This window comes from Naasia sp. SYSU D00057 (assembly GCF_017916505.1).
In the GTDB taxonomy this organism is placed as follows: domain Bacteria; phylum Actinomycetota; class Actinomycetes; order Actinomycetales; family Microbacteriaceae; genus Naasia.
Genome location: NZ_JAFMSZ010000001.1, coordinates 705671 through 731782 on the forward strand (window position 1 = coordinate 705671; position 26112 = coordinate 731782).

Consider the following 26112-nt stretch of genomic DNA (forward strand, 5'->3'; position numbering starts at 1 on the left):
CCGGGAGCGGGTGGGGACGGCACCGCCGGGAGCGGCTGGGGACGGCACGGCCGGGAGCGGCTGGGGACGCACGGACGGCTCGGCTGGGCCGGGACGGCTCGGGACGGGGATCGGTTCAGCAGGCACAAATCGTCCTCAGCAGGCACCGGAGGGCCGAATATTCCTGCTGAACCTCCTCCGCGCCTGCTGAAGCTCCGTCCACTCCGCCCGAGATGCCACTTGGTGCGCTCATCCGGCCGGATGCCGGCGACAAGTGGCATCTCGCGAGCCGATGCCCCTCCGCACGCGGGCGCGGCCCCGTCGCGGCGCCCGACGGGTCAGGCGGCGGTGGACGCCGCCCGCCGCGGCACGACGAGGTTCGCACCCGCTACCAGCACCACGACGACGCCGGCGAGCAGCGCCAGCCCCGCGTAGCCGACCAGCGCCAGCACCGGGCCGGCCGCCGCGCCGCCGAACGCACCCGTCAGGTTCATGACGAGGTCGGTGCGGCCCTGCGCGCGGGTGCGCGCGGCGCCGGTCGTGAGGTCGGAGACGAGGGCCGACCCGGACACGGTCGTGGCGCTCCAGCCGAGGCCGAGCAGGATGAGTCCTGCGGTGACGGCGGGCGCCGAGTGTCCGGCCGCCGCGGTCACGGCGAGGGACGCCGCGAGCACCGCCTGGCCGAGAAGGATCGTCGGGATGCGGCCGATCCGGTCGCTCAGCCAGCCGAACACAGGCGAGAGCGCGAACATCCCCGCGACGTGGAGGCTGATCGTGACGCCGATGACGGTGAGCGTCGCGCCGCCGTGCGCGAGGTGCACGGGCGTCATCGACATCACCGACACCATCACGGCGTGGCTGCCCGCGATGGACGCGATGGCGAGGACCAGCAGTGCCCGTGCGGAGACGCGGCCGGCCGTCGGCGGCGGCGTCGGCGAGGCCGGCAGTCGCCGGCTCAGCGCATACGGATCGGGACGGAGGCCCACGAGGAACGTGGCGGCGGCGGCGAGCTGCGCCACGACCGCGATCACGAAGGATCCGGTCAGCGGCGGCATCGAGAACGCGTCGGCGATCAGCTCGCCGGGGCCGAACAGGTTGGGGCCGGCGACGGCGCCGATCGTCGTCGACCACACCACGAGGGACAGGTCCCTGCCGCGGTGCTCGGGGCTCGCGAGGTCGGTGGCCGCGAACCGCGTCTGCAGGTTGACCGCCGCGCCGACGCCGAGCAGCGCGAAGCCGGCGAGCAGCAGCGGAAACGCGTCGAGGCCCGTGGCGACGACCGTGATCACCGCACCGACCGTCGAGGTGAGGATGCCGAGCGTCAGCGCCGCGCGGCGCCCGAACGCGCGCGCGAGCCCCGCCAGCGGCACCGCCGCGGCGGCCGCGCCGAGAGTGGCGAGGGTCGCCGCGGCACCCGCCCAGGCCTCCGAGCCGGACACCTCCGTGGCGAGGACGGATCCGATCGCGACCGTCGCGCCGATGCCGACGCCACCGAGGATCTGCCCCGCCACGAGCACGCGGACGGTGCGTCGCTGAACGGCGGCGACGTACCCCTGATCCGGCGCCGCATCGGTGGGCTGCGGCGCGGTTCCTCCGGTCATGCCGAACACCGTAGCCATGCCACGGATCGAGCGCTCGGAGCAAGCCGTCGGGCCGCTCCCTGAGAACTCCTAGGATTCCATCAGCCACCGCGGAGAAGCGGGCCTGGGGAGGCGGCGAACGGAAGGAACGTCGACATGGACCCGGTCTGTTCGATCGTGTTCGCGGTGCTGCTCGGTGCGGCACTTCTGGTCATGCTCGTCGAGCGTCGGATCATGCGGAAGCCCGAGTCGGAGCGGAGCGAGCGCGAGCGCCGCTACCTCGCCGGGAGCCGCCGGTTCGCGATGGCGCAGAACCGGATCGTCGGATGGGTCGCGCCCATCCTGCTCATGGTCCTCGGCGTCGGAGTCCTCGTGCTCGCCGCCGCCCTCGGCGCTGCCGCGGGCGAAGCGGGAACCGCCCTCTGGGTTCTGGGCGTCGTTTCCCTGCTGGCGGGGGTCGGGATCCTGATCTTCTTCCGGAAGCGCCGCGGGCGCGACTGGGAGCAGCGGCAGATCGCCGAGAACCAGGCGGCCGACCAGGCGGGACGGGTGCGCTGGTTCGGCGCCCCGCGCGCAGGGGTGGCGCTGGGCATCGGCTTCACCCTGTTCGGCGCGCTCTCGCTCTGGTGGTCGCTCGGCTGGCTCGAGGGCGCCGTGCATCCGCTCGTCGCCGCGGGCCTGCTGACGATCGGCGTCGTGTTCACCGTCGCCGCCCTCTCGCAGCTGCGGCGCGAGCGAGCGGATGGGTGATCGAGGCGGTCGGTCCCGCGCCCGGGTCGTCGCCGGAAGCCGAGGGATCGGCCGGTTCTAGGATTGGCTCCATGAGCGATCCGGCGCCCCTGAAGCGCGTCCGCAAGCGGCACTTCCAGCGGGCCCGGGACAACGGCATCCCCATCGTCGGGCTGACCAGCTACGACGCCCTGTCCGCCGCCATCTTCGACCAGGCGGGCATCGACTTCCTCCTCGTGGGCGACTCCGCGGGGCAGGTCGTGCTCGGCTACGACAGCACCGTGCCGGTCACCGTCGAGGAGCTGATCCCGCTGACGCGCGCCGTCGCCAACGCGGCACAGCGGGCGTTCGTCATCGCGGACATGCCGTTCGGCTCCTACGAGCTCGGGGCCGACCAGGCGCTGCAGACCGCGTTCCGCTTCATGAAGGAGACGGGCGCGCAGGCCGTGAAGCTCGAGGGCGGTGTGCGCAGTGCTGAGCAGATCCGCCGGATCGTGTCCGCCGGCATCCCGGTCATGGCTCACATCGGCTACACGCCGCAGAGCGAGCACCAGATCGGCGGGCACGTCGTCCAGGGCCGCGGCGAGGGCGCCGAGCAGGTGCTCGCCGACGCGCTCGCGGTCGAGGAGGCGGGCGCCTTCGCGGTCGTGCTCGAGATGGTGCCGAGCGAGGTCGCGAAGAGGGTGACCGAGGCGGTGCGTATCCCGACCATCAGCGTCGGCGCCGGCCCGCACACGAGCGGGCAGCTCATGGTCTGGACCGACTTCGCGGGGCTGCACGGAGGCCGCTACCCGCGCTTCGTGAAGAAGTACGCGGACCTCCGCGCCGTCCTCACCGACGCGGTGAATGCCTTCCGCGACGACGTCTCGTCGGGCGCCTACCCGGCCCCCGAGCACGAGTACGAGTCGTAGGTCCGGCGCCCGGAACGGGCGCCCGCACTGAGCAGGAGATTCTGCGTTGAGCAGGAGTTTTCCGAGCCGGAAGTCCTGCTGACGGCGGAAAGTCCTGCTGACGGCGGGTCCGAGGGCGGCGGCCCGGAGGGCTAGCTGCGGCGGCCCCAGTCGTTGTCGGCGGCCTCCTCGGCGGCCCAGCGCTGGGAGTTCTCGCGCAGCTTCTCGGGGGCGTGCTTCGCCTCCTCCTCGGTGGCGAACGGGCCGACGCGGTCGATCGCGTTCGACAGCTTGCCCCGCTCCACCTGGCCAGTGCGCGAGTTGTACCACCACAGCAGCTCGTCGTCGGCCATGACGCCTCCCGGTCGCTCGGGCCGCTGGACTCCCGCGGCCGCTCGACCCGATCCTACGCCGGAGCGTTTGCGCCCCCGCACGCAAGGTCCGAATCGAAGAACGGGGGCGCGACTAGGTTGGAGGGGTGAGCACTGAGGCGATCGGCATCGACATCGGCGGAACCGGCATCAAGGGCGCCCTCGTGGACGTGGACTCCGGGGAGCTGCTCTCCAACCGGATCAAGCTGCCCACCCCGAAGGGCGGGCGCCCGGACGACATCGTGCAGACGGTGCAGCAGGTGATCTCCCAGGTCCCGAAGCTCGGCGAGGGCACCCCGGTGGGCGTCTGCTTCCCGGCCGTCGTGCAGCACGGCAGGACCATGTCGGCGGCGAACGTGTCGGACGAGTGGATCGGGCTCGCCGCCGAGGACCTGTTCGAGAAGGGCATCGGCCGCGACATCACCTTCGTCAACGACGCGGATGCGGCCGGCTACGCGGAGGCGCAGTTCGGCGCCGGCAAGGACCGCCGCGGCCTCACGATCATGACCACGCTCGGCACCGGCATCGGCAGCGCCCTCATCTACGACGGGCGCCTGATCCCGAACGCGGAGCTCGGTCACCTCGAGCTGGACGGCCACCCCGACTACGAGCGCCACGCCTCCTACGCGGCCATGGAGCGCGAGGACCTCAGCTGGAAGGCGTGGGCCAAGCGGCTGCAGAAGTACTACGCGTACCTCGAGAAGCTCTTCTCCCCCGACCTGTTCATCGTCGGCGGTGGCGTCTCGAAGCACTACCAGGACTTCTTCCCGCTCCTCGACCTGAAGACCGAGATCGTGCCCGCGAAGTTCCGCAACAACGCCGGCATCCTCGGCTGCGCCTCCCTCGCGGCTCACGGCGCGGGGCTGCGCCACCGCGTCGAGGCCGAGCACGCGGTCGCGAAGACGAACGCCTAGCCCCGCCTCCGGGCGACTCACCTCGCCCGAGATGCCGGAAAACGCCCCTATCTCGCGCGAGTAGGGGCGTTTTCTGGCATCTCGGCGGACGTGGACGCGCTCACCAGGAGAGCGGACGACGGCGCCGCCTGTAGCGGACGACGCTCACCACGCCTTCGGCCGCGGGGACCGTGCGGGTCTGGTCGTGCTCGAACCAGGGGTACACGTCGTCGTCGAGCGCGGCGACGTCGGCCTCAGCAGCGACGAACACCACGACACCGCCCGGCGTGAGCACGCGGTGGAACTCGGCGGGCCGATGCTCGGCGAAAGCGCACAGCACGACGTCGGCGGCCCCGTCCCGCACGGGCCACTCCCGGGCTGGGTCCGCGAGCAGCCCCGCCGCCCCGGACCGCTTCATCGCCCGCACGATGGCCGACGGCGACGCGCTGACGTAGACGGCGTCGAGCGAGCCACGCGCCGCCCGCCCGGCCGCAAGCAGATGCCCGAGGTCCCCACCGCAGTCGAGCAACCGCAGCTCCCGCCCGGCCGGCAGCTCCGCGACGACGGCATCGACAACGCGGGAGAGCCTCTCGCCCGCCCACCGCCGATCGATGTCGTCGAGGACGGAAGCGGGATCACTCCGCACGAGCGAGGACCGCCCGCCGACGAGCGCGGCATACCCCCGCCGCCCGACCTCGAACCGATGCCCACTGGAGCAGAGGAGCACCCCGCCGTCCGCCTCGAGCTCCCGCCCACACTCAGGACACAGAAGCCACTCCCGCAACGACGACACCTCCCCACCCTCCTCACCAAGCAGGAGCTCCGGCAACCGACAGACACCCTTCGTTGAGGCGCCCATCCGCTCGCTGCCGTACCGGCAGCGGCGGGTGGGAGGCATCGTCGAGGCGAGTTTTGCGCGGCACGCTTGCCGCGCAACTGTCTGAGCAGCGACGATGCCTCCCACCCGCCGCGTACGCCCCAGAAGCAAGAGAGCGGAATGGGCCGGCTGATACGCCGGGTTCTGTTCAGGTGCCGAAGCACCCTCGACGGCCATCTATCTCGGACGCACGTTGCCGTGCGCCTCCAGCGGTCTACCCGGGAACTCGGCGAGCAGCCTCGACGTTCCCTGCTTGACCTTGCTCCGGGCGAGGTTTACCCAGCAGGCCTGGTCACCCAGGCCTCTGGTGGTCTCTTACACCACCGTTTCACCCTTACCCCGACGCACGGGGCGTCGTGGCGGTCTGCTTTCTGTTGCACTTGCTCTCGGGTTGCCCCGGGTGGGTGTTACCCACCGCCCTGCTCTGTGGAGCCCGGACGTTCCTCGGCATCCTCGCGGATGACGCGACCGTCTTGCCGACCCATTCCGGTCGTCGAGTCTAGCGCGCCGGACGACGCCGCCGCGGGCCGTCCGGACACCCGTCATCCCGGAGAACGTCGCAGGTCGTCCGCAATACCCGCGCGAGCGGCGCGCGGGTCAGAGCCCGGACTCTGCGGTGCGGACGAGGATGCAGCCGCTCTCGGGGTCGAGGACGACCTCGTCGGGGGCGGCGGCGCGCACGGCGGCGAGGTCGGAGGCGGTGAGGGCGACGTTGCTGCCGCCGGACACGCCGCGGCGCAGCAGGGCGGCCCCGATGCCGTAGCGGGAGCGCAGACGCTCGTAGAGCTCGACGAGGTCGGCGGGCAGGGTGGCGACGAGCGCCTCGCGCCTGCCGACGAGCTCGGCCGCCTCGGCGTCGAGCGCGGCGACGGACCGGTCGCGGTCGGCTTCGAGGCTTCCGCGACGGAGGGCGAGGGCGTCGCGTTCGCCCTCGAGGCCGGCCATGACGGCCTCCTGCTCCTCGAGCTTCTCCATCACGGCGAGCTCCATGTCCTCGAGGTCGCTCTTGCGGCGGCTGAGGGAGGCGAGCTCGTGCTCGAGGCCCTGCGCGTCCTTCGCGGACGCGGTGCTCTGCAGGCGTGCGGAGTCGCGCGCCATGCGGGTGTCGACCACCTCGACGTCGGATTCGATGCGGCGCAGCTCCGTGCGCAGGTCGTCGAGGGTCCCCTGCTCGGCGGCGAGCCGGCGGCGGAGCGCGTCTCCGGTCGCGGTGAGTGTCGCGAGCTCGGCGAGCTGCGGCAGGGTGCGCTTGGCGTGCGCGATCTGCTGGGTCCGGGTGTCGATCGCCTGCAGGTCGAGAAGCTTCTCCTGGTCCTGGGGGGCCGCGCGCAAGGTCACGGTCCCAGCGTAGCGATCAGGAGGCGGCGACCTGGTCCGCTGGCACGGGCTCGGGGTCCGGCGCGGGATCGGAGGGAGCGTCGGGCGTCCAGCGCTCCTGGCGCCGCACCTCGGCGCGGCCGGTGAGGAACGGCACGACGAAGCCGAGCAGGAGGGCGAGGAGCACGCCGAGGTCGGACTGGGCGAGGTCGCCGGCATTGTCGGCCCCGAACAGCGTCCACAGGTAGCCGGCGAAGGGGGCGTAGTCGGAGCGCCCGACGAGCCCGATGCCGACGACGGTGAGCCCGGCGAGGGCGGCGACCATCGGCCACCGGACGTCCGGATACCGCCTGCCGCTCCGGAGGAGCGAGTCGGGGTCGAACGGCCGGGTGCGGAGCACGAACTCTGCGGCGACGAGCCCCGTCCACGCGGCGACGGGCACGGCGACGACGGGCACGAGGTCGGCGAGCACGGCGACGGTCGGCGGCGCCGCCAGCAGCAGGGCGACGCCGCCCGCAATCGCGATGGCGGCCGCCGGGACGGTTCGCACGGAGCGGGCGCCGCGGACGCCGGCAGCTCCGAGCGTGAGGCCCGTCGAGTACAGCACGGTCGCCAGGGCGGCCACGAGGCCGAGCAGCACCGCGAAGAGGAGCGGAACGGGCGCCCAGGCCGGCAGCCGGTCGAGCAGGGCCGCGACCGGATCGACGTCGAGGGACAGCGGGTCGGCCGGGGACGAGCCGCTGAGCAGCAGTCCCCACACGATCAGCAGCAGCGCGGGCGCCGCGGCGCCGAGCGACGCCCAGGCGGACGTGGCGCTGCCCGAGCTGCCGGGCTGCTGGTAGCGGGCGAGCTCGCCGCCCGCCGACGCCCACGCGAGCGCGAGGAGCGAGAAGACCGCGACTGCCGCGGCGACGAGGCGCAGCGGGGACCCGTCGGGGATGGCGAGCACCGCGGTCAGGTCGAGCATCGGCGCCGTCAGCACGACGAGCACGAGGAGCAGGGCGACGGAGAGGATGCCGAGCACGAGGTGCACCCGGGCGAGCAGTCCGTGCCCGAAGACGGCGATGAGCCCGGCGACGACCGGAAGCACGACCGCGGCGGCCACCCCTGCCGCGGCGGGCGACACCGCCTCCCAGCCGGCGGCGGCGACGACCGCCCGCACGGTGCCCGCGGCGAGCCAGGCGAGCGCCACCGACCAGAACAGGCGCGCGAGCAGCAGCACGATCGTCGGCAGCAGGTTGCCGCGGAGCCCGAACGCGGCGCGGGACACGACCGCGACGGGCTGCGCCGTGCGCTTCACAGCGAGGACGTCGACGGCGAGCGTGAGGCAGGCGAGGACGACGCCGACGATCGCGGCGACGACGGCCTGCCGGAAGCTGACACCGAGGGCGAGCAGGGCGCCGCCGAGCGCGAGGGTCAGCGCCGACGCGTTGGGCGCGAGCCACAGCCAGAACTGGGCGACGGGCCGCCGCAGCCTCTGCTCCTCCTCGGTCGGCCGCAGGTCGGCCGCCTCGACGGCGAACGGGGAGGGCAGGGTGTGGGCCGTCGTCGGCACGGTGATGACACCGGTGCGGACGCTCGCGCTCGGCACCGGCGCGACCGAGCCGGTGTCCGCGAGGTCGGAGATCGGGACGGAGCCGGTGACCGGCAGCAGCTCCTCGGGCGCCGCGAGGTCGTCGACGTCGTCGTCGAGGTCGCGGTCCAGCGCGGTGATGATCGGCATGGACCCGGTCGGAAGCGGACCGGTGTTGGCGGTGATCCCGTCGAGGTCGAGCGCCTCCACCTCCCCCGACTCCGCCGGGTCGGCGGGCGGTGGTGCGGAGCGGCGGCTGCGGAACGCGAGCGCCGCCGACCCGGTCGCCGGCATGGGGCTGGCCTGCACGGGCACGACGCCGGTCGACGGCGCTTCCGGCGCGGCCGCGGGGGAATCGTCGGGAGCGCCCGGCGAGCCCCACCCCTCGTCCTCGTCGTCGTCCTCCACCAGCTCGGCGGAGATGACCTCGTCGTCCTCGTGCGGTTCGGCGATCGGAACGCCGCGCAGGACCCCGACGGGCACCGGCTCGGTCGGCGGGGCACCGAGCGGAGGCAGCCCCAGAGCGGACGCGGTGAGCCCCGCCGGATCGGACGCCGGCGGCGCGGGGACAGGGGCCGGTGCGACACCCAGGGGGTCGAAGGCAGGCCTCTGCGGCGCTGGGGTCGGGGTGGGCGGCGTCGAGCCGGCGCGCGGCGGGAATGCGGCGGGCAGGGTCGACAGGACGCCCGTCACCGGCGGGGGCGGCGCGCTCTCGGACACTTCGCGCAACGACCGCTCCCACTCGCGGTACGTCTCCGGGTCGAGCCGCACCTGCGCGAGCCGGGGCTGGAGCTGCTCGAGCAGGGTGAGCGGGTCCGGTCGAGGACCGGCGGCGGGCACGAGATCCGTCGCGAGCGCCGCATCGGCGGCGGTCGACTCGGGAGTCCTGCCCTCCGCCGGCGGCGTCGCCGGCTCGGCCCGGGTCGGCTCGTCGGCGACACGCCGCTCCGGAGAGCCGGCGGGAGCGGGCGGAGCCGCAGCCTCCGCGGCCGGCGGCGAGGGCGGCCGGACGGGCTCCGGCTCGGGCGACCGGAGCGGTGCCGGTGGCTGGAAGTGCGGTACGGGCGATGAGAAGCGCAGGTCCGGCACCGACGGCGGCGGGGTCGTCCGCCCGAGGGTGGGGATGGGCCCCGTCGGCAGGCGGGTCGGGATGGGCGACGACCGCTCCGCACGGCGGCCGCTCGGACGGCGCTGGTTGCGGCCCTCGTCCTCGACGGGTGGCGCCGCATGGGAACCGGCCGGCCGGTCGGCCTGTGCGAACGGCGGCCAGGAGGGGCGGCCCTCCGGCAGAGCGCCGACCGGCTCGGAGCGAGCGGCCTCGGGCGCCGGCGGCACGGCGACCGGCGGCACGGCCGCCGGCGGCACGGCCGCGAGCGGCGCGGCGGCGGGCTCGGCCGGAGACGAGGTCGGCGCGGCCGGCGCGGAGGCCGCCGGTCCCCCAGCGGGCGCCTCCCCCGCTCGGCGGCGCCGATCCTGCTCGGCGAGCTCGGCGGGGATGATCGGGATCGGGCCCGAGGGGGCGAAGCGCTCGAGCTGGGCCTGGAGGGCCGCGGCGAGCTCGTCGTCGTCGTGGATGGCGTCCGGGACGTCGCCGGAGGACCGCGCGGCGCGCGCGGCGGCAGGGTCCTCCCGGGCCTCGGACATGGCTGAATATTACTGACGGTCAGGTGGAACGTCGGGGAGCGCGCCGCAACGCGAGCACCGCGACTCCGGCGAGGATCGCGGCGAGGCCCGCCCAGCCGAGGAGGGGAAGCCGCTCCTGGACCACTCCGACGGCGAGCACGGTCGCCACGACGGGCTCCAGCAGGGTCAGCGTCGTGGCCGTCCGCGCGTCGATCGTCCGCAGTCCGCGGCCGAACAGCAGGTAGGCGGCGAACATCGGCCCGAGCGCGAGGTAGGCGACGACGCCCACCGATTCGGGCGAGGCGAGCAGCGGCGCTCCCACGACGAGGAGGACGACGAGGAGAGGCACCGAGCCCAGTCCGAAGACGGCCCCCATCACGGCGTTCGACCCGTGTCCGCGCCGAAGCACATGCCCGGACGCGCACGTGTAGAGGGCGTAGCTGAACCCGGCGACCAGGCCGAGCGCGACTCCCGCCGGCGCGAGCTCCGGGTCCGTGCGCGCCTCGTCGCCCGCGAAGCCGAGCACGGCGACGCCGGCGACGGCGAGGACGGTGGCGACGAGCCAGCGGCGGCTGAGCGGCCGCCGATCGACGGCGTACTTGAGCACCGCCGCGAACACGGGCGCGGAGCCGAGACTGACGACGTTGCCGACCGCGACCCCGGCGAACTCCATCGAGGAGTAGAAGGCGAGCGGATACGCGACCACGCCGGCTCCGCCGAGCAGCAGCCACCGGCGCGCGCCCCGATCGCGGAGCACGGCGGTCGCGCGCCGTGCCGAGACCGCGAAGAGGAGAGCACCGCCGATCCCCATGGTCGCCGCCCCGGTCGCGACGGGCGGGACGGACGGCGGCAGGAAGCTCGCCGCCGTTCCCGTCGTGCCCCAGAGCAGGCTGGCGAGGACGATGGCGAGCACTCGCTCATCCTGCCGGAGCCGCGCTCCCCTCCCGGACCAGCCGCTGCAGCTCGAGCGCGTCCCATGGGGCGAAGCCCTTCGCGTCGTTGTCGAAGTAGACGTACACGTCGCGGGGGCGGCCGTCCGCGGAGCCGCTGCCGTCGAGCCAGCCGAGCACCTCGCTCGCCCAGGCCCGGAGCTCCTCGGGCGAGTACCCGCTGACGTACAACTCCTCGCCGCCGTGCAGCCGCACATAGACGAAGTCCGCGGTCTCGACTCGGCCGATCATCGGCCATTCCGTCGCGCCGTCGGACACGACGAGTGCGACGCCGTGCCGCGCCAGGACCTCGGCGCACTCGGGGCCGTCGAAGCTCGCGTGCCGCACCTCGAGCGCATGCCGGATGCGGCGGGACTCACGGACGCCCAGCTCCGGCTCGCCCTTCAGCTTCTCGTCGTGGCGCCGGCCGACCTCCGCCGCCTCAGCGGTGGTCCGCGGCAGTCGCCCGAGGAACGCGTCGAGCACCTCGGCGTCGAACCGCTCCCGGCCGGGCAGCTGCCAGAGCACCGGGCCGAGCCGCTGCTCGAGCGCGAGCAGCCCCGACGCGAAGAAGTTGCCGAGGGCGGCATCAGCGTTCCGGAGCCGCAGCATGTGGGTGATGTACCGGCCGCCCTTGACCGCGAACACGAAGTCCTCGGGCGTCTGCTCCGCCCAGGCGCGATAGCTGCTCGGCCGCTGCAGCGAGTAGAAGGAGCCGTTGATCTCCACGGACCCGAAGCGCTCGGCCGCGTACTCCAGCTCCCGGCGCTGCGGCAGGCCCTTCGGGTAGAAGTCGCCCCGCCAGCCGCCGTAGCGCCAGCCGGAGATCCCGATGTAGGCCCGCGCCGCGCTCACCCTGCCGAGGCTACCGGCGGAGCGGGGTCGCCCCGTCCCCCTACCGGCCCGGGGTGCCGCCGCCGTACCGTGGGAGGGTGTTCCGGAACCGGCAGCACGCGGGCGAGCAGCTGGGCGAGCGGATCCGCACGCTCGGGATCCGCGACGCCGTCGTGCTCGGGCTGCCCCGCGGCGGGGTTCCGGTCGCGGCGGAGGTGGCACGGGCGCTCGCGGCCCCCCTCGACGTGATCCTGGTGCGGAAGCTCGGCTCCCCCTCCAACCCCGAGTACGCCATGGGCGCGATCGGCGAGGAGGGCGTGCGGGTCGTCCATCCTCAGATCCTCGAGGCCCTGCACGTGAGCGCCGAGCAGCTCGCGGCGATCGAGCGGGCCGAGCGGGTGGAGCTCGAGCGCCGCGCTGCCCGCTACCGGGGCGGGATGCGGCCGCTCGATCTGCGCGGACGCGCGGCCGTGATCGTCGACGACGGCATCGCCACCGGCTCGACCGCCGAGGCCGCGTGCGAGGTGGCCGCGAGCCGCGGGGCGGAGGAGATCGTGCTCGCCACCCCCGTCGCTCCCGCCGACTGGATGGAGACCCTCGGCGAGCACGCGGACGACTTCGTCGCCCTCGAGACGCCGGAGGCCTTCTTCGCCGTCGGGCAGGCCTACGCGGTCTTCGACCAGACGAGCGACGACGAGGTGCTGGCCGCCCTCGCCACCCGCCGCTGAGCGGCGCTCGCGCGCATCCGGATCCCGCCGGCGCGCTTCCCGAGCAGGACACGCCGTTGCGGGGGCACTGCTGCTCCTCCTTCCTGGGATCGATTCCATAAAGTGGGGATCGGAGGTTCCCGCCATGCCGAACGTCGCCGATCTCGGTCTCGTGCCCCAGCCCGCCCGCGTGTCCCTCGGCGAGGGGAGGATCCGCCTCTCGGACGCCTCAGAGGTGCTGCGGAGGATCGACACGGCGCTCCCCGCGGAGGGCTACGTGCTCGACGTGGGCGTGGGGGGCGTTCGCCTCCGTGCCGGCGGCACGGCGGGCCTGTTCTACGGCGAGCAGACGCTGCTGCAGCTCCTTCCGCCGGAGCGCCTCTCCTCCCCCACCCTCGCCCGCGCCCTCGCCCGCGGCCCCGTCGACCTGCCGGTCGTGCGCATCGAGGACGAGCCCGCCTACCCCTGGCGCGGCTTCATGCTCGACGTCGCGCGCCACTTCTTCCCGGTCGGCTTCATCCTGCGCATGATCGACCAGCTCGCGGCCCACAAGCTCAACGTGCTGCACCTCCACCTCACCGACGACCAGGGGTGGCGCATCCCCATCCCCGGCTACCCGCGCCTGACGGAGGTGGGCGGGTGGCGCGCGGGCACGGTCATCGGCTTCGACTCCCCGCACGGCGACTCGGGGCACGACGACCACGTGCACGACGAGCGGCCGCACGGCGGGGCGTACACGCGGGCGGACCTCGAGCGCATCGTCGCGTACGCGGCCGAGCGGCACATCCGCGTGCTGCCCGAGGTCGACTTCCCCGGCCACGTCGGCGCCGCGATCGCGGCGTACCCCGAGCTCGGCAACGGCGCCATGCCCGACGTGCGGACGCGGTGGGGCATCTCGCAGCACATCCTCAACCTGGAGGACTCGACCCTCCGGTTCGTGCAGGCCGTGCTCGACGAGGTCATGGACATCTTCCCCGGCGCATACGTGCACGGGGGCGGCGACGAGGTGCCGAAGCGGGAGTGGCGCGAGTCCGCGGCCGTGCAGCGGCGCCGCATCGAGCTCGGCATCGCCGACGAGGAGGAGCTGCAGGGCTGGTTCACGGCGCAGATCGACCGGATGATCCGGACCCGCGGGCGGCGCCTCGTCGCGTGGGACGAGGTGGTCACCGGCGGCGCCCCGAAGGACACGCTCGTGATGGCGTGGCGGACCAGCGGCTACGGAGTGAACGCCGCACTGCAGGGCTACGACGTCGTCATGTCCCCGTCCGAATACGTCTACCTCGACCACCGGCAGTCGACGAACCCCGATGAGCCGGTCACGTTCCCCGATTCCCCGCTGCCGCTCGCGCGGGTCTTCGAGTTCGAGCCGGTGCCCGAGGAACTGCGCGCGGCGTACGGCACTCCGGGCTGCGGGCGCGTGCTCGGCGGGCAGGTGCACCTCTGGTCGGAGTACGTGCCGAACGAGCGGCACGCGGAGTACATGACCTTTCCGCGCCTGTGCGCATTCGCGGAGGCGGTGTGGCGGGCGCCGCTCGCGCCCGGCGGCTACCGCGACTTCCCGGACTTCCACCGGCGTGTGTCCTCGCACATGGCACGGCTGCGGGCGGCCGGGATGTCCTACCGCGAGTTCGACACCTCGTCCGCGTTCCTCGAGCTCGAGCAGGTGCCGCCGGAGCGCCGGCCGCTGCTCACCGGGGGCCGCTAGGCCGGGGCTCTCCGCCGGCGCAGCCGCTTCGGGCATGCCCGCTTCCGCGTCCCGGGGCAACCCCTTCGCCCCGCCTCGAAGCCGGGCATACCGTTGCGGTGGACACGAGGAGGACACATGGAAGCGGAGAGCGCACTCCGACGGGCGAAGCGACCGCGCACCGCCCTGGCCGGCCCCTACGGGCACCCGTTCCACGCGATGGTGATCACCATTCCGATCGGCGCATGGGTCGCGGCGTTCGTCTTCGACCTCGTCGCCATCTTCGGAGACCAGCAGGAGACCTTCGCCCGAGGCGCGGGCTGGCTGATCGGCATCGGACTCGTCGGCGCCGCCGCGGCCGCTGTCCTGGGCTTCCTCGACTACGGCACGCTGACCACCGGCACGAAGGTGAAGCGGACCGCGCGCACGCACATGTTCCTCAACATCGCGGTGATGGCGCTCATGCTCATCAGCTGGCTGGTGCGGCTCGGCAACGGGTTCGACGAGGTGAGCGTCGCCGGATTCGTGCTCAGCCTGATCGCGCTGCTGCTGCTCGCAGCCTCCGGCTACCTCGGGGGCGAGCTGTCCTACCGGCACGGCGTCCGCGTGGCGGACGAGGAGACCCAGATCAAGGCGTACCGCTAGCGTGCGCGACCGGGATCGGGTCGTCGTCCTCGTCGGAGCGTCGAGCGGCATCGGGCGGGCGACCGCCCTCCGCCTCGCCCGCCGCCGCACTCCCCTCGTGCTCGCCGCGCGCAGCGCGGACACCCTCGAGGAGCTGGCGGCCGAGTGCCGCGGCCTCGGCTCGGACGCGATCGCGGTGCCGACGGACGTCAGCGACGAGGAGCAGGTGCGCCGGCTCGCCGAGCGCGCCGTCGAGCGGTTCGGCCGCATCGACGCCTGGGTGGGCGTCGCCTCCGTGTTCGCGTACGGGAGCTTCGAGGACACCCCGCCCGAGGTCTTCCGGCAGCAGATCGAGACGAACCTCTTCGGCCAGGTCTACAGCGCCCGCGCGGTGCTGCCGATCTTCCGCAGGCAGGGCGGCGGGGCCATCGTCTTCATCGCCTCCATCTACTCCCGCGTGACGAGCCCGTACGCCTCGGGCTACATCACGAGCAAGCACGCGCTCATGGGCTTCGCGGAGGTCCTGCGCCAGGAGGTGCAGCAGGACGGCATCACGGTGAGCACGGTGCTGCCCGCCACGATCGACACGCCGGTCTACCAGCACGCCGCCAACTACACCGGTCAGCGCGCCCATCCGCTGCCGCCGATGGTCGCCCCCGAGCGGGTGGCCGCCACGATACACCGAGTGCTGCACCGGCCCCGGCGCGCGGTCGCGGTCGGCTGGACGCAGAGCCTGCTCGTGCCGCTGCACGGCCTCGCGCCCAACCTGTACTCGCGGATGGTCCGGCCCACCATGGACCTGCTCGCCCTGCGCGGGGGCGACGTCCCACCGTCGCCGGGGAACGTGTTCGCGCCTCAGCCGGAGCTCAACGCGGTGAGCGGCGACTGGCGCTGGCCGGCCGCCGCCCGTCTGCTCCCCTTCGCGGCGGCCGCGGCGATCCTGCTCCTCCCGCGCCGGCGGCGCGTCAGGTGACGTCGCTGCGCCACGTGGTGAGCGCGCCGATCACCGTGAACAGCACCGCGTAGCCGAGGAGCACGATTCCGCCCTGCCACCACTCGAGCTGGCTGGCCGTGCCCGCGGAGATGGCGGTGTAGATGCTCGCCCCGACGAGGGCGTCGCTCGCGGCGCCCGGCAGGAACCTGCCCACCTCCCCCGCCCAGTCGACGAAGCCGGCGGCGGTGCGGAGGATCGGCTCCACGAACTGCGTGAACGCGAGGATGATCACGATCGAGCCGACCTGGCTCGGCACCAGCACGCCGAGACCGACGCCGACGACGCCCCAGAGCGCCATGGCGAGCACCGCGCGCCCGATCAGCGCCCACGTGTCCGACTCGCCGAGCTGCGGATCCAGGCCGAACGCGGAGAGGCCCGCGGCGCCGAGGCCCACCGTGGCGACGAGGGCCGCGGCCCCGAAGAGGGCGCCGAGCACCAGGAGGACGAGCCATTTCGCGGCGAGAACTCCCCCGCGCCTCGGGGTGGCGAGGAACGTCGGCGTGAGCGTCTTGTGCCGGAACTCGCTCGTGACCGAGAGCGACCCGAGCAGCGCCGGCAGCGGATAGCCGACGGAGGTGGCGAGGGCGAACACGACAGGGGCGACGAGGGCGAGCGGCAGTCCCGCCACCGTTCCGGGAGGTCCCTCGTTCCCGCCCGAAGTGCCCAGGGCTCCCAGGCCGAAGGCGATGCCCGCGGCGAGCAGGCCGACGTAGGCGACGAGGACGATCAGGAGCACCCACCACATGCGGGTGCTGAGAATCTTGGCGAGCTCGGCTCGAGTCGCCGCGGCGAACGCGGTCACAGTGCTCCCTCCTCGCCGACGAGCGTGAGGAACGCGTCCTCGAGTCCCGACACCTGCCGCTGCGGCGCGAGCAGGCTCAGCTCCACGCCGGCGGCGAAGGCGGCGTGGCCGATGCGGCCGGGCTCGGCGCCGGACACGAGGATCCCGTCCGGCCCCTCCTCGGCGGGCAGACCCTCCGCGCGGAGCACCCCGAGCAGTGCCGGGCGGTTCGGCGCGTCCGTGAGCACGCGCGGCGCGGCGGTCGCCTCGAGGCTCGCGAGGCTGCCGCTGTGCACCAGCCGGCCCTTCGCGACGATGAGCACCTCGTCGACCGTTTGCTCCACCTCGGTGAGCAGGTGCGACGAGACGAGGACGGTGCGGCCCTCGTCGGCGAGGGAGCGCAGGAACGAGCGGATCCACTTGATGCCCTCGGGGTCGAGCCCGTTGATCGGCTCGTCGAGGACCAGGACCCCCGGGTCGCCGAGGAGCGCGGCGGCGAGGCCGAGGCGCTGACGCATGCCGAGCGAGTAGCCGGCGACGCGCCGCCGCGAGTACTGCGTCAGGCCGACCGCCTCGAGCACGACGTCGACCCGAGCCGGGTCGATCCGGGAGCCGAGCGCCAGCACGCGGAGGTGCTCTCGGGCGCTGCGTCCGGGGTGGAAGCTCGCCGCCTCGAGCGCGGCACCCACGGTCGCGAAGGGGCGGTCGAGGTCCCGGTAGACGGACCCGCCGATCGTCGCGCGGCCCCTGGTCGGCGTGACGAGGCCGAGCAGCATCCGGAGGGTCGTCGTCTTCCCGGCGCCGTTGGGGCCGAGGAACCCGGTGACGCGGCCGGGCAGGACGGTGGCGGTGAGGTCGGACACCGCGTCGACGGTCCCGAAGCGCTTGGTCACGCCCTCGAACTCGATCGGCACGCCGGTCGGCATGGAGACTCCTTCCGCGCCCGATGCACCGGCGCTGCCTCCACTCTGGCGGAGGCGGTCGGCACTGTGCGGAGGCCGCGCGGGTCGTGCGGACAGATCGCACCCGTAGACCGTCGCGACTTGTCCGCACTCCCCGCGTCAGCGGGAGGCGGCCCGCGTCATCCGCTGCGCCACCTCGGCGAGGCGGCGCAGCAGGTCCTCGTCGCCCTCCACCTCGTAGTCGACCCCCGCGGGGATCCAGGCGAGCGCGCTGAGGAGCTCCTCGTCGGTGCGGCCGCGGATCGGCCAGCTGGTGCGGTCCTCCCCCACCGGCTCGGCGCCGCGGGCCCACGGACCGAAGTGATCGCGCATCCGCTCGAACGGGAGGCGCATCACGACGCGGGCGGTGCGCGCCGTGGCGAGGGACGAGGCGGCGGCCGCCACGAACTCGGCGGCATCCGCTGCGGGCAGCTCGCGGGGCGGAAAGTGCAGCCGGGTGAGGAAGAGGTCCGCGAGCCGGTCGACACGGAACGTGCGCCAGTCGCTGCGGTGCACGTCCCAGCCCACCAGGAACCACGCGCGCTCCGCCGCGACGAGCGAGTGCGGCTCCACCACGCGGCGCGTCTCCTCGCCCGAGGCTGCGACGTAGGCGAACCGGATGCGCTCCCGGTCGCGGCAGGCCAGCGCGAGACGGCCGAGCACCTCCGGCGCCACCGGCGGAGCGACGGTTTGCGCCGGCTGGACCGCGTTGCCGAGCGCGTTCACCCGCTCCCGCAGCAGCGGCGGCAGCACCTGCTCGAGCTTGGCGAGGGCGGTGAGGGTGGTGTTGGCGCCATCCGCGAGCCCCTGCGTCGCGGCGACGCGCAGGCCGATCGCCATCGTCACCGCCTCGTCGTCGGTGAGGTGCAGGGGCGGCAGGGCGGAGCCCGCCGCGAGGCGGTAGCCGCCCGCGACGCCGGGCACCGACTCGACGCGGTAGCCGAGCCCGCGCAGGCGGTCGATGTCCCGGCGCAGGGTGCGGGCGGTCACGCCCAGCCGGTTCGCGAGCTCGGCGCCCGCCCAGTGCCGGTGGGTCTGCAGCAGCCCGAGAAGCGCGAGCAGGCGCCGCGCGGGAGTGGTCTCCGACATGCGGCAATACTCCTCCGGATCGAGGACGAGAACTGACCGCATTCCCTCCTAGCGTGCTCGCATGACCTCGATCCGCCCGGATGCGACCGACCGACGCAGTCGGGCTCGTGGTCCCGAGCCCCTCCTCCCGCACTCTCCCGAAAGGACAGAACCATGGACTGGAAGATCGAGCTGCTCGCGGTGCCCGTCTCGGACATCGACCGCGCGAAGGCGTTCTACGTCGACACGATCGGGTTCACCGCCGACTACGACGTGACGGTCGACGAGAACACCCGCTTCGTGCAGCTGACGCCGCCCGGATCGGCGTGCTCCATCGTGCTCGACCTCAACTTCACGACGATGGCGCCCGGCAGCCTTCAGGGCATCCAGGTGGTCATCCCCGACGCGGACGAGGCGCTCGCGCAGCTGCGGGCGAAGGGCGTCGAGGCGCAGGGCGTGGACGAGCAGGCGTGGGGCCGGTTCGTCTACTTCAAGGACCCGGACGGCAACGCCTGGGCCCTGCAGGACCTGACCGCGATCCGGGCGGCCCGAGCGGCGGAGGCCGCGGCCGCCGGAGCGGAGGCCGCCGGCTGACGTCCGCCGAATGCGCCCTGAAGCACCGAGTGCGCCCCGTGCACGGGGCGCACTCGGTGCGCTGAGGCGCACTCGGCGAACGAGGCGCTAGCCGTCCTCGCGGTCGGGGCTCTCCAGGATGAAGAAGTTCGACTGGTTCCCGTCGCTGCGCTCCTCCTGGTAGATGAAGTTGAGGCGGCGCTCGTCGAACGTCGCGAACCACTCCTCCCAGGTCACCTCGCGCAGGCCCTCGGTCGGCTCGTTGAAGTCGAGGCGCAGCACCCCGAGGTGGTCGTCGTGCTCCGTGCCGGGCACGGTGGCCGGTCGCGCCCCGCGCGACTCCGCCCACTGCTTGATCACCTCGTGATGGGTGGTGGCGAGGCTCCGCCCCTCGCGCTCCGGCTCCTCGTCGGGCGAGGTGATCTCCTGGCTGTACTTGAGCGACTTCGACGTGTCGGGGCCGGTGCGCAGGTGCCCGCCGTCCGGGCCCGCGCCGACGCTCTCGCCCTCGTCGCCGCCGTCGGATCCGCTGGTGTCGCCGCCGCCGGACTTGCGCGCCTGCGCGACCGCGTCGACCAGCTCGTCCTTCTTCATGCCTGACGTGCCGCTCACGCCGGCCTCCTTCGCCTCCTCGCGCAGCTCGTCGACCGTCTTCTCGCGCAGCTCGGTCTCGCTGACGTCGGGCGTGTTCGGGGTCTGGTTGCCCGGCTCCTCGGCCATGGATGTCCTCCTTCGGTCCGTGCGCATCTCTCCGCGCGCCTCCAGCAGGCTCGCCGACGGCCGGGGGCGAGCGAAAGGGGTTGCGACGGCGCCCCCGACGCCTCGCCTCGACGAGGCCCGTCCGCGGTCCCCGGGGCGCGAACGAGGTCGCTAGAGTCCGTCGTATGTGGGACTGGACGGCTTTCGCGAGCGGTCTGGTGGGCGCGGCACTCGGCGCACTGGCGTGCGCCCTCGCCCTCTCCGGACGGCTCGGCAGGAACGGGCGGCGCGGCCAGCGGCTGCAGGCGATCGAGAACATCGGCACGGAGGCCGAGCAGCTCTCCCGTGTGCGGGAGGTTCACCCGCCGGCGGCCGGGAAGGCACTGCAGCCGGAGACCCTCCGCCAGATGAGCCGCGCGACGGCGGCCGTGTCGGAGCTCAGCGCGAGCCTTCAGGAGAAGGACGCTCCCGTGGCGGCATGGGCGCTCGACCGGCTCATCGCCCTCGTCAACGCGGAGACCCCGGCCCAGCGGTTCGCCCTGGTGACGGTCCTCAACAGCAACCTGGCGGGCTGGGCGGCGGGCCGGATCGACACCGCCTGGTTCGAGCGGGAGAACCGCCGGGTGGCGAGCGGGGACGAGCCGGAGGACCGGGCGGCGCCCGATCGAACCGCGACGGCGCCGGACGACCGCCCCTAGTCCCCCAACCCGGCCTGACGTGCGCGGACCGCGGCCTGAGCCCGATCGGCGACCTGCAGCTTCGCGAAGATGCTGGTCAGGTGATTCTTCACGGTCTTGAGGCTGAGGAAGAGGGCGGACGCGATCTCCGCGTTGGAGCGGCCGTCCGCGAGCAGGTCCAGAATCTCCCGCTCGCGAGCCGTGAGGTCCGGGAACGGCGTCGCGGTGGTGGCCGGCCCGGAGGTCAGGAAGCGGCGGATGCGTCCCGCGACGCCGGCGCCGTAGACAGCCTCGCCCCGGGCGACGGAGCGCACGGCGTCGAGGAACTCGGAGCCGCCGCTGCCCTTCAGCACGTAGCCGCGGGCGCCGGCGCGGAGGGCGGCGAAGACGGACGCGTCGTCGTCGCTCATCGTCAGCACGAGAACCCCGAGCTCGGGCCTCGCGTCGAGCAGGCGGCGCGTCGCGTCGATGCCCGACATGCCGGGCATGACGAGGTCCATCACGACGACGTCCGGTTCCAGCCGCAGGGCGAGCTCGACGGCCTCCGCGCCGTCCCCCGCCTCGCCGACGACGGCGGCACCGCCGACGTCTTCGAGCAGCGCCTTGAGCCCGTGGCGCAGCAGCGGGTGGTCGTCGACCAGCAGCACCCGCAGGGGGCGGTCCGTCATGTCCGGCTCCGTCATCGTCCGAGCGGGAGTTCCGCCTCCACGATCGTGCCGCCTCCCGGCCGCGGAGCGCGACGCAGCGCGCCGCCGAGCTCCGCCGCGCGCTCGCGCATGCTGCCGCTGCCCACGCCCTCCCGCACCGTCTCGGGCATGCCGCGGCCGTCGTCGGCGACGGTGAGCACGAGGCGCCGGCCGGACGCCTCCGCGGTGATCTCGACGCCGCGCGCCTCCGAGTGGCGCAGCGCGTTGGCGAGCGCCTCCTGCACGATCCGGTAGGCGGCGACCTCGACGGCGGCCGGCAGGGGCGGCAGAGCGCCGGCGGGCGTGCGCACCGTGACCTGCGGGCCCCGGTCCGGGCGAAGCGCGAGGTCCTCGAGCGCTCCGACCAGGCCGAGCTCGTCGAGGGCCGAGGGACGCAGGTCGTGGACCATGCGGCGCACGTCGGCGACGAGGGACGAGGCGAGCGACCGCACCGCCGCGATCGAGGGACCGAGCTCGGGCGGGGCTTTCGCCTCGAGGACGTCGAGGCGGAGGCCGATGGCGGCGAGGCCGGGACCGAGCCCGTCGTGCAGCTCCCTGCGGAGGTAGCGGCGCTCCTCCTCGCGGGCGGCCACGAGCCGCTCGCGCGACGCCTGCACCTCCCGGGACAGCCGTGACGCGGCCAGCGCGACAGCCAGGTGCCGGCCGAGCCCCTCGAGCACCGCGACGTCCGCGGGCGACAGCCGTTCGCCGGGCGACCTCGGGGCGGCGAGCAGCTCGCCCTCGAATTGCCCGCCGGACGTGAGCGGCACGCGCAGCGCATCGGCCCGCGGCTCGCCCGACGCGGACACCGGGGCGCCGTCGGCGTCGAGGATGGCGACCGCCGGCAACCGCAGCGTCGCGGCCACCGTCTCCGCCGCCCCGTCGAGCAGTCGGCCCGCGTCGGCCGAGGCCTCCAGCCGGCTGCCGAGGGAGGCGAGCGCGGACGCCGGGTCGCCGCGGTCGCCGAAGAGCACCCGCGCGACCGCCCGCTGCGCGACGTCCCGCACGGGAGCGAACGCGACGGCGACGACGGCCGTGGCGAGCAGCTGGACGACGACCCCCGCGTCGGCGCCGAGCAGGGTGTGGAACGTCGCGACGATCGCCAGGTAGACCGCGAGCAGCACGGCGGCGACCGCGACGAACACCACCGTCCGCCGCACGTACACCTCGATGTCGAACAGCCGGTGCCGGAAGATCGACACCGCGGTCGCGACCGGCAGCAGCGGCAGCGCAAGCGCCATCAGGGTCGTGCCGACCGCCGAGTGCGGCGGCAGCAGCGCATCGGTCGCGAGGGCGGCCGCGAGGAGCACCGCGGCGGCGAGGATCGGCGTCAGCCGGCGGCGCTGGTCCGCGTCACGGCGGACCCGCACCACGAGCGCGACCACCGCCGCTCCGGCGGTCGCGACGATCACGGCCGCGAACGCGGGCGCGATCACGGTGTCCGTCGGCACCACGCCGATCGGGTTCGCGGTCTCGAGGCCCCACACCCAGATCCGGTCACGGAGCATCAGGAGCACGAGCAGGACCGCTATCGCCGCGGCGAGCGCGGCCACGGCCGGGCGCCAGCGGGGCGACGGCAGCCGTCCGTCGGGGACGAGCACGGGCAGCAGCAGGAGCGGTCCGAGCCCGGCGAAGAAGATCCAGTTGGCGATCCACGCGGCGACGCCGGCACCCGGCCATCCCGCGTCCAGTCCGACCGCGGCGTACCCGCCGGTCAAGGCCTGCAGGGCGAGACCCCCGCCGCCGAGGAAGAAGAGCCACGCCACGGGGTGCCGGGGGTGACGGGCCGCGATCAGAGCGCCGATCAGCGGATACGTCGCGCCGACCACGGCGTCGACCCCCAGATAGGCGAGGTCCGGCGCCCCCGAGGCGACGCTCAGGCCGACACCGGCGGCGACGGCGGCCAGACAGGCGGCGGCGAGTGCCCATGGCGTGCGGGACGGCATGCGGCCATCCTGGCGGGCGCACGTCCGGCGGCGGAATAGGACCCGGGTCCTGTTCCCGACCGGGACCGGTCCCCGCGCAGCCCACTCGGCACGTCAGGACCCGAAGGGGACCCGGGACTCAGGCGCGGGGACCCGGCGCGGCGGTGGACTTCCGGCCATGACAGCACTCGCTCCCTCCCCGTCCCGCACCCGCCTCTCCACCCGCCGGCAGCTCGCCGTGTTCGGGATCACTCTCACTGCCCTCGTGCTGCCCGCGGTCGCGTACGCCGTCTCCCAGGGCGCCGACCTCGCGCACCTGGACCGGGCGCCCGTCGGCGCCCAGATCGCCCTGTTCTCGCAGTCCCTCGCCCCGGCTCTCGCCACCCTCGTGACGTGGGCGGTCGGCGGCGGCGCGCCCGTCTGGGGCTTCCGCCGAGTGCCGCTGCGCGTCGTCGGTACCGGCTGGCTGATCGCGATCGCCGGCGTAGGACTCGGCTACGGGACGGCGTGGCTGACCGGCGCCGCGGCGTTCTCGGCGGAGGCCCTCTCCCAGACCATGGGCCTCCCCGCCCCCGTCGTCGCGCTCATCGGCCTTCTGCCGGGGCTTCTCCCATTCGTGCTGCTGGCGATCGGCGAGCAGCTCGGCTGGAGCTCCTTCCTGGTGCCGCGACTCGCGGCCGGCCGGTCCCGCGACGCGGTCGCCGTCCTGCTCGGCCTCGCCTGGGCGGCGTTTCACATCCCGATGATGCTGTTTCTCCCTGGTGGCATCGACGAGGGCGTCGCACCGCTCGCCGCAGTGGCGCTGTTCGCGGTGCAGTGCGTCGCGCTCGCCTTCCCCCTCGCCTGGCTGCGGCTGCGCACCGGCAGCATCTGGCCGGTGCTCGTGCTGCACGCGACACTCAACGCGGCGCTCTACCTCGTGGCCCAGCCCGCGACCGTGACCGGGCCGGGCGCGGCGGTCTGGCTCGGCGAGGGCGGCGTGCTCACCACCGCCGGCATCGTCGGAGGCGTACTCGTCACGATGCCGCTCTGGCGCCGGCGCTAGGCGGGCATGCCTGCGGAGGAGGATCTGCTGGAGCTCTCAGGTGGCAGAAGCTCCCGCGGGTCCTCCTCCGCAGGTACGGAGTCCGAAGACACCGGCCGGATCGTCGGGCATCGATCCGGGTCAGATGCCACTCTCCGTCGGCGCCCCCGACCCCCTGAAGGGACCAAGGTCCCACGAACGCCGGTCAGCGCCCCTTCTCGCGGGGGCGGACCACGGCGACGGGGCACGGCGGACGCGTGAGCACCTCGCGGCTGATGGAGCCGAGGAAGAACCGGTCCATCACGGTCCAGCCGTGCGAGCCCACCACGAGCAGCTCCTCGCCGGTCGCCTCCCGGGCGAGGACGTCGGCCGCCTCCCCTTCTGCGAGCACCCCGCGGATCTCCAGCCCGGGATGCATGATCCGCAGCTCGGCGAGCACGCGGTCGAGCACGACGTCGTGCGTGTCCGCGACCCCCGCCTCGTCCGTCGGCATCGGGATCTCCGGGCCGAGCACGGTCGGCACGCTCCACGAGTGCACGACGCGCAGCTCCCGGTGCAGGATGGTCGCCTCCCTCGCCGCGAAGCGCACCGCGGCCTCGTCGCTCCCGTCGCCCTGCACGCCGACGACGACGGCGCCATGGCTCGGCTGCCAGTTGCGCGGGACCACGACCACGGGGCACTTCGCGCCCTCGACGAGCTTCATCGGGAAGGTGCTGCCGAGCAGCGCGGAGAGCCGCCCCGTCCGGTTCGAGCCGACGACGAGGAGGTCCTTGTCCTCGGAGGCTCGGGAGAAGGCGGTGCGCGGATCCCCCCAGCCGACGCCGGTCGACACGACGGCCGAAGGCGCCGTCCGCTCGAGTGCCTGCCGGGCCGCGGCGACAGCCCGCTCGCCTGCGTCGTCGAACTGGGAGGTCGTCAGCTCCCCCGTCACCCACTCCTGCTCGACGACCGTGAGGATCTCGACGTCGAGGCGGTGCGACTTGGCGCGGCGGGCGACCCAGCGCAGAGCACCGGCGCCCGCCTCGCCCCCGTCCGTCGCGAACAGGACGCGCTCGACCGCGCCGTCCGCGGCGTGCTCCTCCAGCGCGGGTACGGGATGCGGAGGGTCGGTGGTGGTCACGGCGTGCTCCTTCCGGCGTGGGCAGGGTCCGGCGGGGACGGTCCGCAGACCAGGGCCGAAGGTCCCGGCGGGACCTAGGGCCCTGGCCGCGGTCGCCTGCGCGGGGGAACGTGCGGCCATGGACGCCCCCGCCCGCGCCGCGGCGCAGCCCGGAACCGAGGGCGCCGAGGCGTCCCACCCCTCCATCACGCGCAGGGTGGTGGCCGCCCTCGACGGCACCGACGCGGGATTCTCGGCACTGCGCTGGGCGAGCGCTGCGCTCCGTCCGGGCCGCGACGTGCTGCGCCTCCTCGTCGTCGAGACCGCGCAGGTGACCCGCGCCCAGGTCGCCGCCCGGCTGCGCGAGGAGCAGGACGCGCCCGGCCCCGACGCCGTGTGGTGGGTGCGCTACGCCGCGGCCCGCTCGCACTCGGTCGGCCGCGCCATGGTCGGGCATCTGCGCCGCACCGACCTCCTCGTGCTCGGCTCCGATCGGCCCACGCGGCTGGGGGGCCTCGTCGACACGTCGCTGCCCCTCTACACGGCCGCGGTCACGCGCTGCCCTCTCGTCGTCGTGCCGCGGGAGTGGCATCCCTCCGACCGGGTCGTGCTGCTCGTCGGCGAGAACGACGACACGGACGAGCCGCTGCACTTCGCCGCCCAGGAGTCGCTGCGCCGGGGCACGCCCCTCACCGCCGTGCACGCCTGGCAGGTGGCCCCCGGCTACCCGGCGGGTCTCGCCGCGTCGAGCGCCGGCTACGCGTCGGCGGCGCAGGACGCGCAGACCGTCCTCTCCACGCGGGTGGAGCGGATCCGCACCCTCTACCCCGGCCTCGACGTGGTCGAGCACCTCGTGGAGGGCCCGCGCCTCGGCGCGCTGCGTCCCGAGCTGATCACCGCCGGCCTGGCGGTGCTCGGCCGGCATGGCGCGGGGGTGTTCCGCGACGTCGTACTCGGGTCCCTCGCGCACGACCTCATCGGCACGATGCCCTGCCCGCTCGCGATCGTGCCGACCGGCAAGGACCGGGAGTAGGC

General features: G+C 74.2%; 25 protein-coding genes and 1 other RNA gene. 11 read left to right on the top strand and 15 right to left on the bottom strand.

Features of this window, described 5'->3' with window-relative positions; all coding sequences use genetic code 11:
• Positions 1–317: 317 nt before the first annotated feature.
• A complete protein-coding gene (locus J3P36_RS03345) occupies positions 318–1580 on the bottom strand; it encodes an MFS transporter (RefSeq protein WP_210505825.1) in 1263 nt (420 codons plus the stop codon).
• A gap of 135 nt (positions 1581–1715) precedes the next feature.
• Between J3P36_RS03345 and J3P36_RS03350 the strand changes: the two genes are divergently transcribed.
• Positions 1716–2309 (top strand): hypothetical protein, encoded by a 594-nt coding sequence (locus J3P36_RS03350; RefSeq protein WP_210505826.1) that lies wholly within the window; start codon positions 1716–1718, stop codon positions 2307–2309.
• Between the two features lie 71 nt (positions 2310–2380).
• On the top strand, positions 2381–3199 hold the full coding sequence (gene panB, locus J3P36_RS03355; protein ID WP_210505827.1) for a 3-methyl-2-oxobutanoate hydroxymethyltransferase: 819 nt from the start codon (positions 2381–2383) through the stop codon (positions 3197–3199).
• 131 nt (positions 3200–3330) lie between these two features.
• On the opposite strand, the gene J3P36_RS16190 is transcribed toward panB, so the two are convergent.
• Positions 3331–3531, bottom strand: coding sequence for an SPOR domain-containing protein (locus J3P36_RS16190; protein WP_246854125.1), 201 nt, complete (start codon positions 3529–3531; stop codon positions 3331–3333).
• Positions 3532–3656: 125 nt separating this feature from the next.
• Here J3P36_RS16190 and ppgK point away from each other — a divergent pair, with 125 nt between their 5' ends.
• Complete coding sequence (gene ppgK, locus J3P36_RS03365; protein WP_210505828.1) at positions 3657–4463, top strand: polyphosphate--glucose phosphotransferase; 807 nt, start codon at positions 3657–3659, stop codon at positions 4461–4463.
• 100 nt (positions 4464–4563) lie between these two features.
• Here ppgK and J3P36_RS03370 read toward each other — a convergent pair whose 3' ends face one another.
• The 6 genes from J3P36_RS03370 to J3P36_RS03395 all read right to left on the bottom strand — a co-directional run bounded on the left by J3P36_RS03370 (position 4564) and on the right by J3P36_RS03395 (position 11616).
• Complete coding sequence (locus J3P36_RS03370) at positions 4564–5088, bottom strand: class I SAM-dependent methyltransferase (protein WP_210505829.1); 525 nt, start codon at positions 5086–5088, stop codon at positions 4564–4566.
• A gap of 348 nt (positions 5089–5436) precedes the next feature.
• Positions 5437–5803: RNase P RNA component class A (gene rnpB, locus J3P36_RS03375), an RNA gene on the bottom strand.
• 113 nt (positions 5804–5916) lie between these two features.
• Entirely contained in the window at positions 5917–6657 is a 741-nt protein-coding gene (locus tag J3P36_RS03380) for a hypothetical protein (RefSeq protein ID WP_307806931.1), read from the bottom strand.
• A 16-nt stretch (positions 6658–6673) separates the two neighbouring features.
• A complete protein-coding gene (locus J3P36_RS03385) occupies positions 6674–9853 on the bottom strand; it encodes a cytosine permease (protein WP_210505830.1) in 3180 nt (1059 codons plus the stop codon).
• A 19-nt stretch (positions 9854–9872) separates the two neighbouring features.
• Complete coding sequence (locus J3P36_RS03390) at positions 9873–10745, bottom strand: DMT family transporter (RefSeq protein ID WP_210505831.1); 873 nt, start codon at positions 10743–10745, stop codon at positions 9873–9875.
• Positions 10746–10749: 4 nt separating this feature from the next.
• Entirely contained in the window at positions 10750–11616 is an 867-nt protein-coding gene (locus J3P36_RS03395) for a DUF72 domain-containing protein (protein ID WP_210505832.1), read from the bottom strand.
• Between the two features lie 77 nt (positions 11617–11693).
• Between J3P36_RS03395 and J3P36_RS03400 the strand changes: the two genes are divergently transcribed.
• The 4 genes from J3P36_RS03400 to J3P36_RS03415 all read left to right on the top strand — a co-directional run bounded on the left by J3P36_RS03400 (position 11694) and on the right by J3P36_RS03415 (position 15583).
• Complete coding sequence (locus tag J3P36_RS03400; RefSeq protein ID WP_307806932.1) at positions 11694–12323, top strand: phosphoribosyltransferase family protein; 630 nt, start codon at positions 11694–11696, stop codon at positions 12321–12323.
• Positions 12324–12447: 124 nt separating this feature from the next.
• Complete coding sequence (locus J3P36_RS03405) at positions 12448–14007, top strand: beta-N-acetylhexosaminidase (RefSeq protein ID WP_210505834.1); 1560 nt, start codon at positions 12448–12450, stop codon at positions 14005–14007.
• A 117-nt stretch (positions 14008–14124) separates the two neighbouring features.
• Entirely contained in the window at positions 14125–14631 is a 507-nt protein-coding gene (locus J3P36_RS03410) for a DUF2231 domain-containing protein (protein ID WP_210505835.1), read from the top strand.
• Between the two features lies 1 nt (position 14632).
• Entirely contained in the window at positions 14633–15583 is a 951-nt protein-coding gene (locus tag J3P36_RS03415) for an SDR family NAD(P)-dependent oxidoreductase (protein WP_210505836.1), read from the top strand.
• On the opposite strand, the gene J3P36_RS03420 is transcribed toward J3P36_RS03415, so the two are convergent.
• The 3 genes from J3P36_RS03420 to J3P36_RS03430 all read right to left on the bottom strand — a co-directional run bounded on the left by J3P36_RS03420 (position 15576) and on the right by J3P36_RS03430 (position 18415).
• Positions 15576–16406, bottom strand: coding sequence for an ABC transporter permease (locus J3P36_RS03420; RefSeq protein ID WP_307806933.1), 831 nt, complete (start codon positions 16404–16406; stop codon positions 15576–15578). The genes J3P36_RS03415 and J3P36_RS03420 overlap by 8 nt on opposite strands.
• Complete coding sequence (locus tag J3P36_RS03425; RefSeq protein ID WP_210505837.1) at positions 16403–17311, bottom strand: ATP-binding cassette domain-containing protein; 909 nt, start codon at positions 17309–17311, stop codon at positions 16403–16405. Before J3P36_RS03425 ends, J3P36_RS03420 begins: the two co-directional genes overlap by 4 nt.
• Before the next feature lie 135 nt (positions 17312–17446).
• The gene (locus J3P36_RS03430) at positions 17447–18415 is read right to left on the bottom strand and encodes a YafY family protein (RefSeq protein WP_210505838.1); all 969 of its coding nucleotides are present in this window, start codon (positions 18413–18415) and stop codon (positions 17447–17449) included.
• 153 nt (positions 18416–18568) lie between these two features.
• On the opposite strand from J3P36_RS03430, the gene J3P36_RS03435 reads away from it, so the two are divergent.
• Positions 18569–18988, top strand: a complete 420-nt coding sequence (locus J3P36_RS03435) for a glyoxalase superfamily protein (protein WP_210505839.1) — start codon at positions 18569–18571, stop codon at positions 18986–18988.
• 87 nt (positions 18989–19075) lie between these two features.
• Here J3P36_RS03435 and J3P36_RS03440 read toward each other — a convergent pair whose 3' ends face one another.
• Positions 19076–19687 carry a Rho termination factor N-terminal domain-containing protein gene (locus J3P36_RS03440; protein ID WP_210505840.1) on the bottom strand — a complete coding sequence of 204 codons (612 nt, stop codon included), beginning with the start codon at positions 19685–19687 and terminating at the stop codon, positions 19076–19078.
• Between the two features lie 164 nt (positions 19688–19851).
• Here J3P36_RS03440 and J3P36_RS03445 point away from each other — a divergent pair, with 164 nt between their 5' ends.
• Positions 19852–20364 carry a hypothetical protein gene (locus J3P36_RS03445; protein WP_210505841.1) on the top strand — a complete coding sequence of 171 codons (513 nt, stop codon included), beginning with the start codon at positions 19852–19854 and terminating at the stop codon, positions 20362–20364.
• On the opposite strand, the gene J3P36_RS03450 is transcribed toward J3P36_RS03445, so the two are convergent.
• Both J3P36_RS03450 and J3P36_RS03455 read right to left on the bottom strand, forming a co-directional pair.
• The gene (locus J3P36_RS03450) at positions 20361–21011 is read right to left on the bottom strand and encodes a response regulator transcription factor (RefSeq protein ID WP_210505842.1); all 651 of its coding nucleotides are present in this window, start codon (positions 21009–21011) and stop codon (positions 20361–20363) included. The genes J3P36_RS03445 and J3P36_RS03450 overlap by 4 nt on opposite strands.
• A gap of 11 nt (positions 21012–21022) precedes the next feature.
• On the bottom strand, positions 21023–22975 hold the full coding sequence (locus J3P36_RS03455; RefSeq protein WP_210505843.1) for a GAF domain-containing sensor histidine kinase: 1953 nt from the start codon (positions 22973–22975) through the stop codon (positions 21023–21025).
• Positions 22976–23132: 157 nt separating this feature from the next.
• On the opposite strand from J3P36_RS03455, the gene J3P36_RS03460 reads away from it, so the two are divergent.
• Positions 23133–23999, top strand: a complete 867-nt coding sequence (locus J3P36_RS03460; protein ID WP_210505844.1) for a CPBP family intramembrane glutamic endopeptidase — start codon at positions 23133–23135, stop codon at positions 23997–23999.
• 184 nt (positions 24000–24183) lie between these two features.
• On the opposite strand, the gene J3P36_RS03465 is transcribed toward J3P36_RS03460, so the two are convergent.
• Positions 24184–25098: a universal stress protein gene (locus J3P36_RS03465; RefSeq protein ID WP_210505845.1), complete on the bottom strand. Its 915-nt coding sequence runs from the start codon at positions 25096–25098 to the stop codon at positions 24184–24186.
• A 118-nt stretch (positions 25099–25216) separates the two neighbouring features.
• On the opposite strand from J3P36_RS03465, the gene J3P36_RS03470 reads away from it, so the two are divergent.
• Positions 25217–26110 (top strand): universal stress protein, encoded by an 894-nt coding sequence (locus J3P36_RS03470; protein ID WP_210505846.1) that lies wholly within the window; start codon positions 25217–25219, stop codon positions 26108–26110.
• Positions 26111–26112 lie beyond the last annotated feature (2 nt).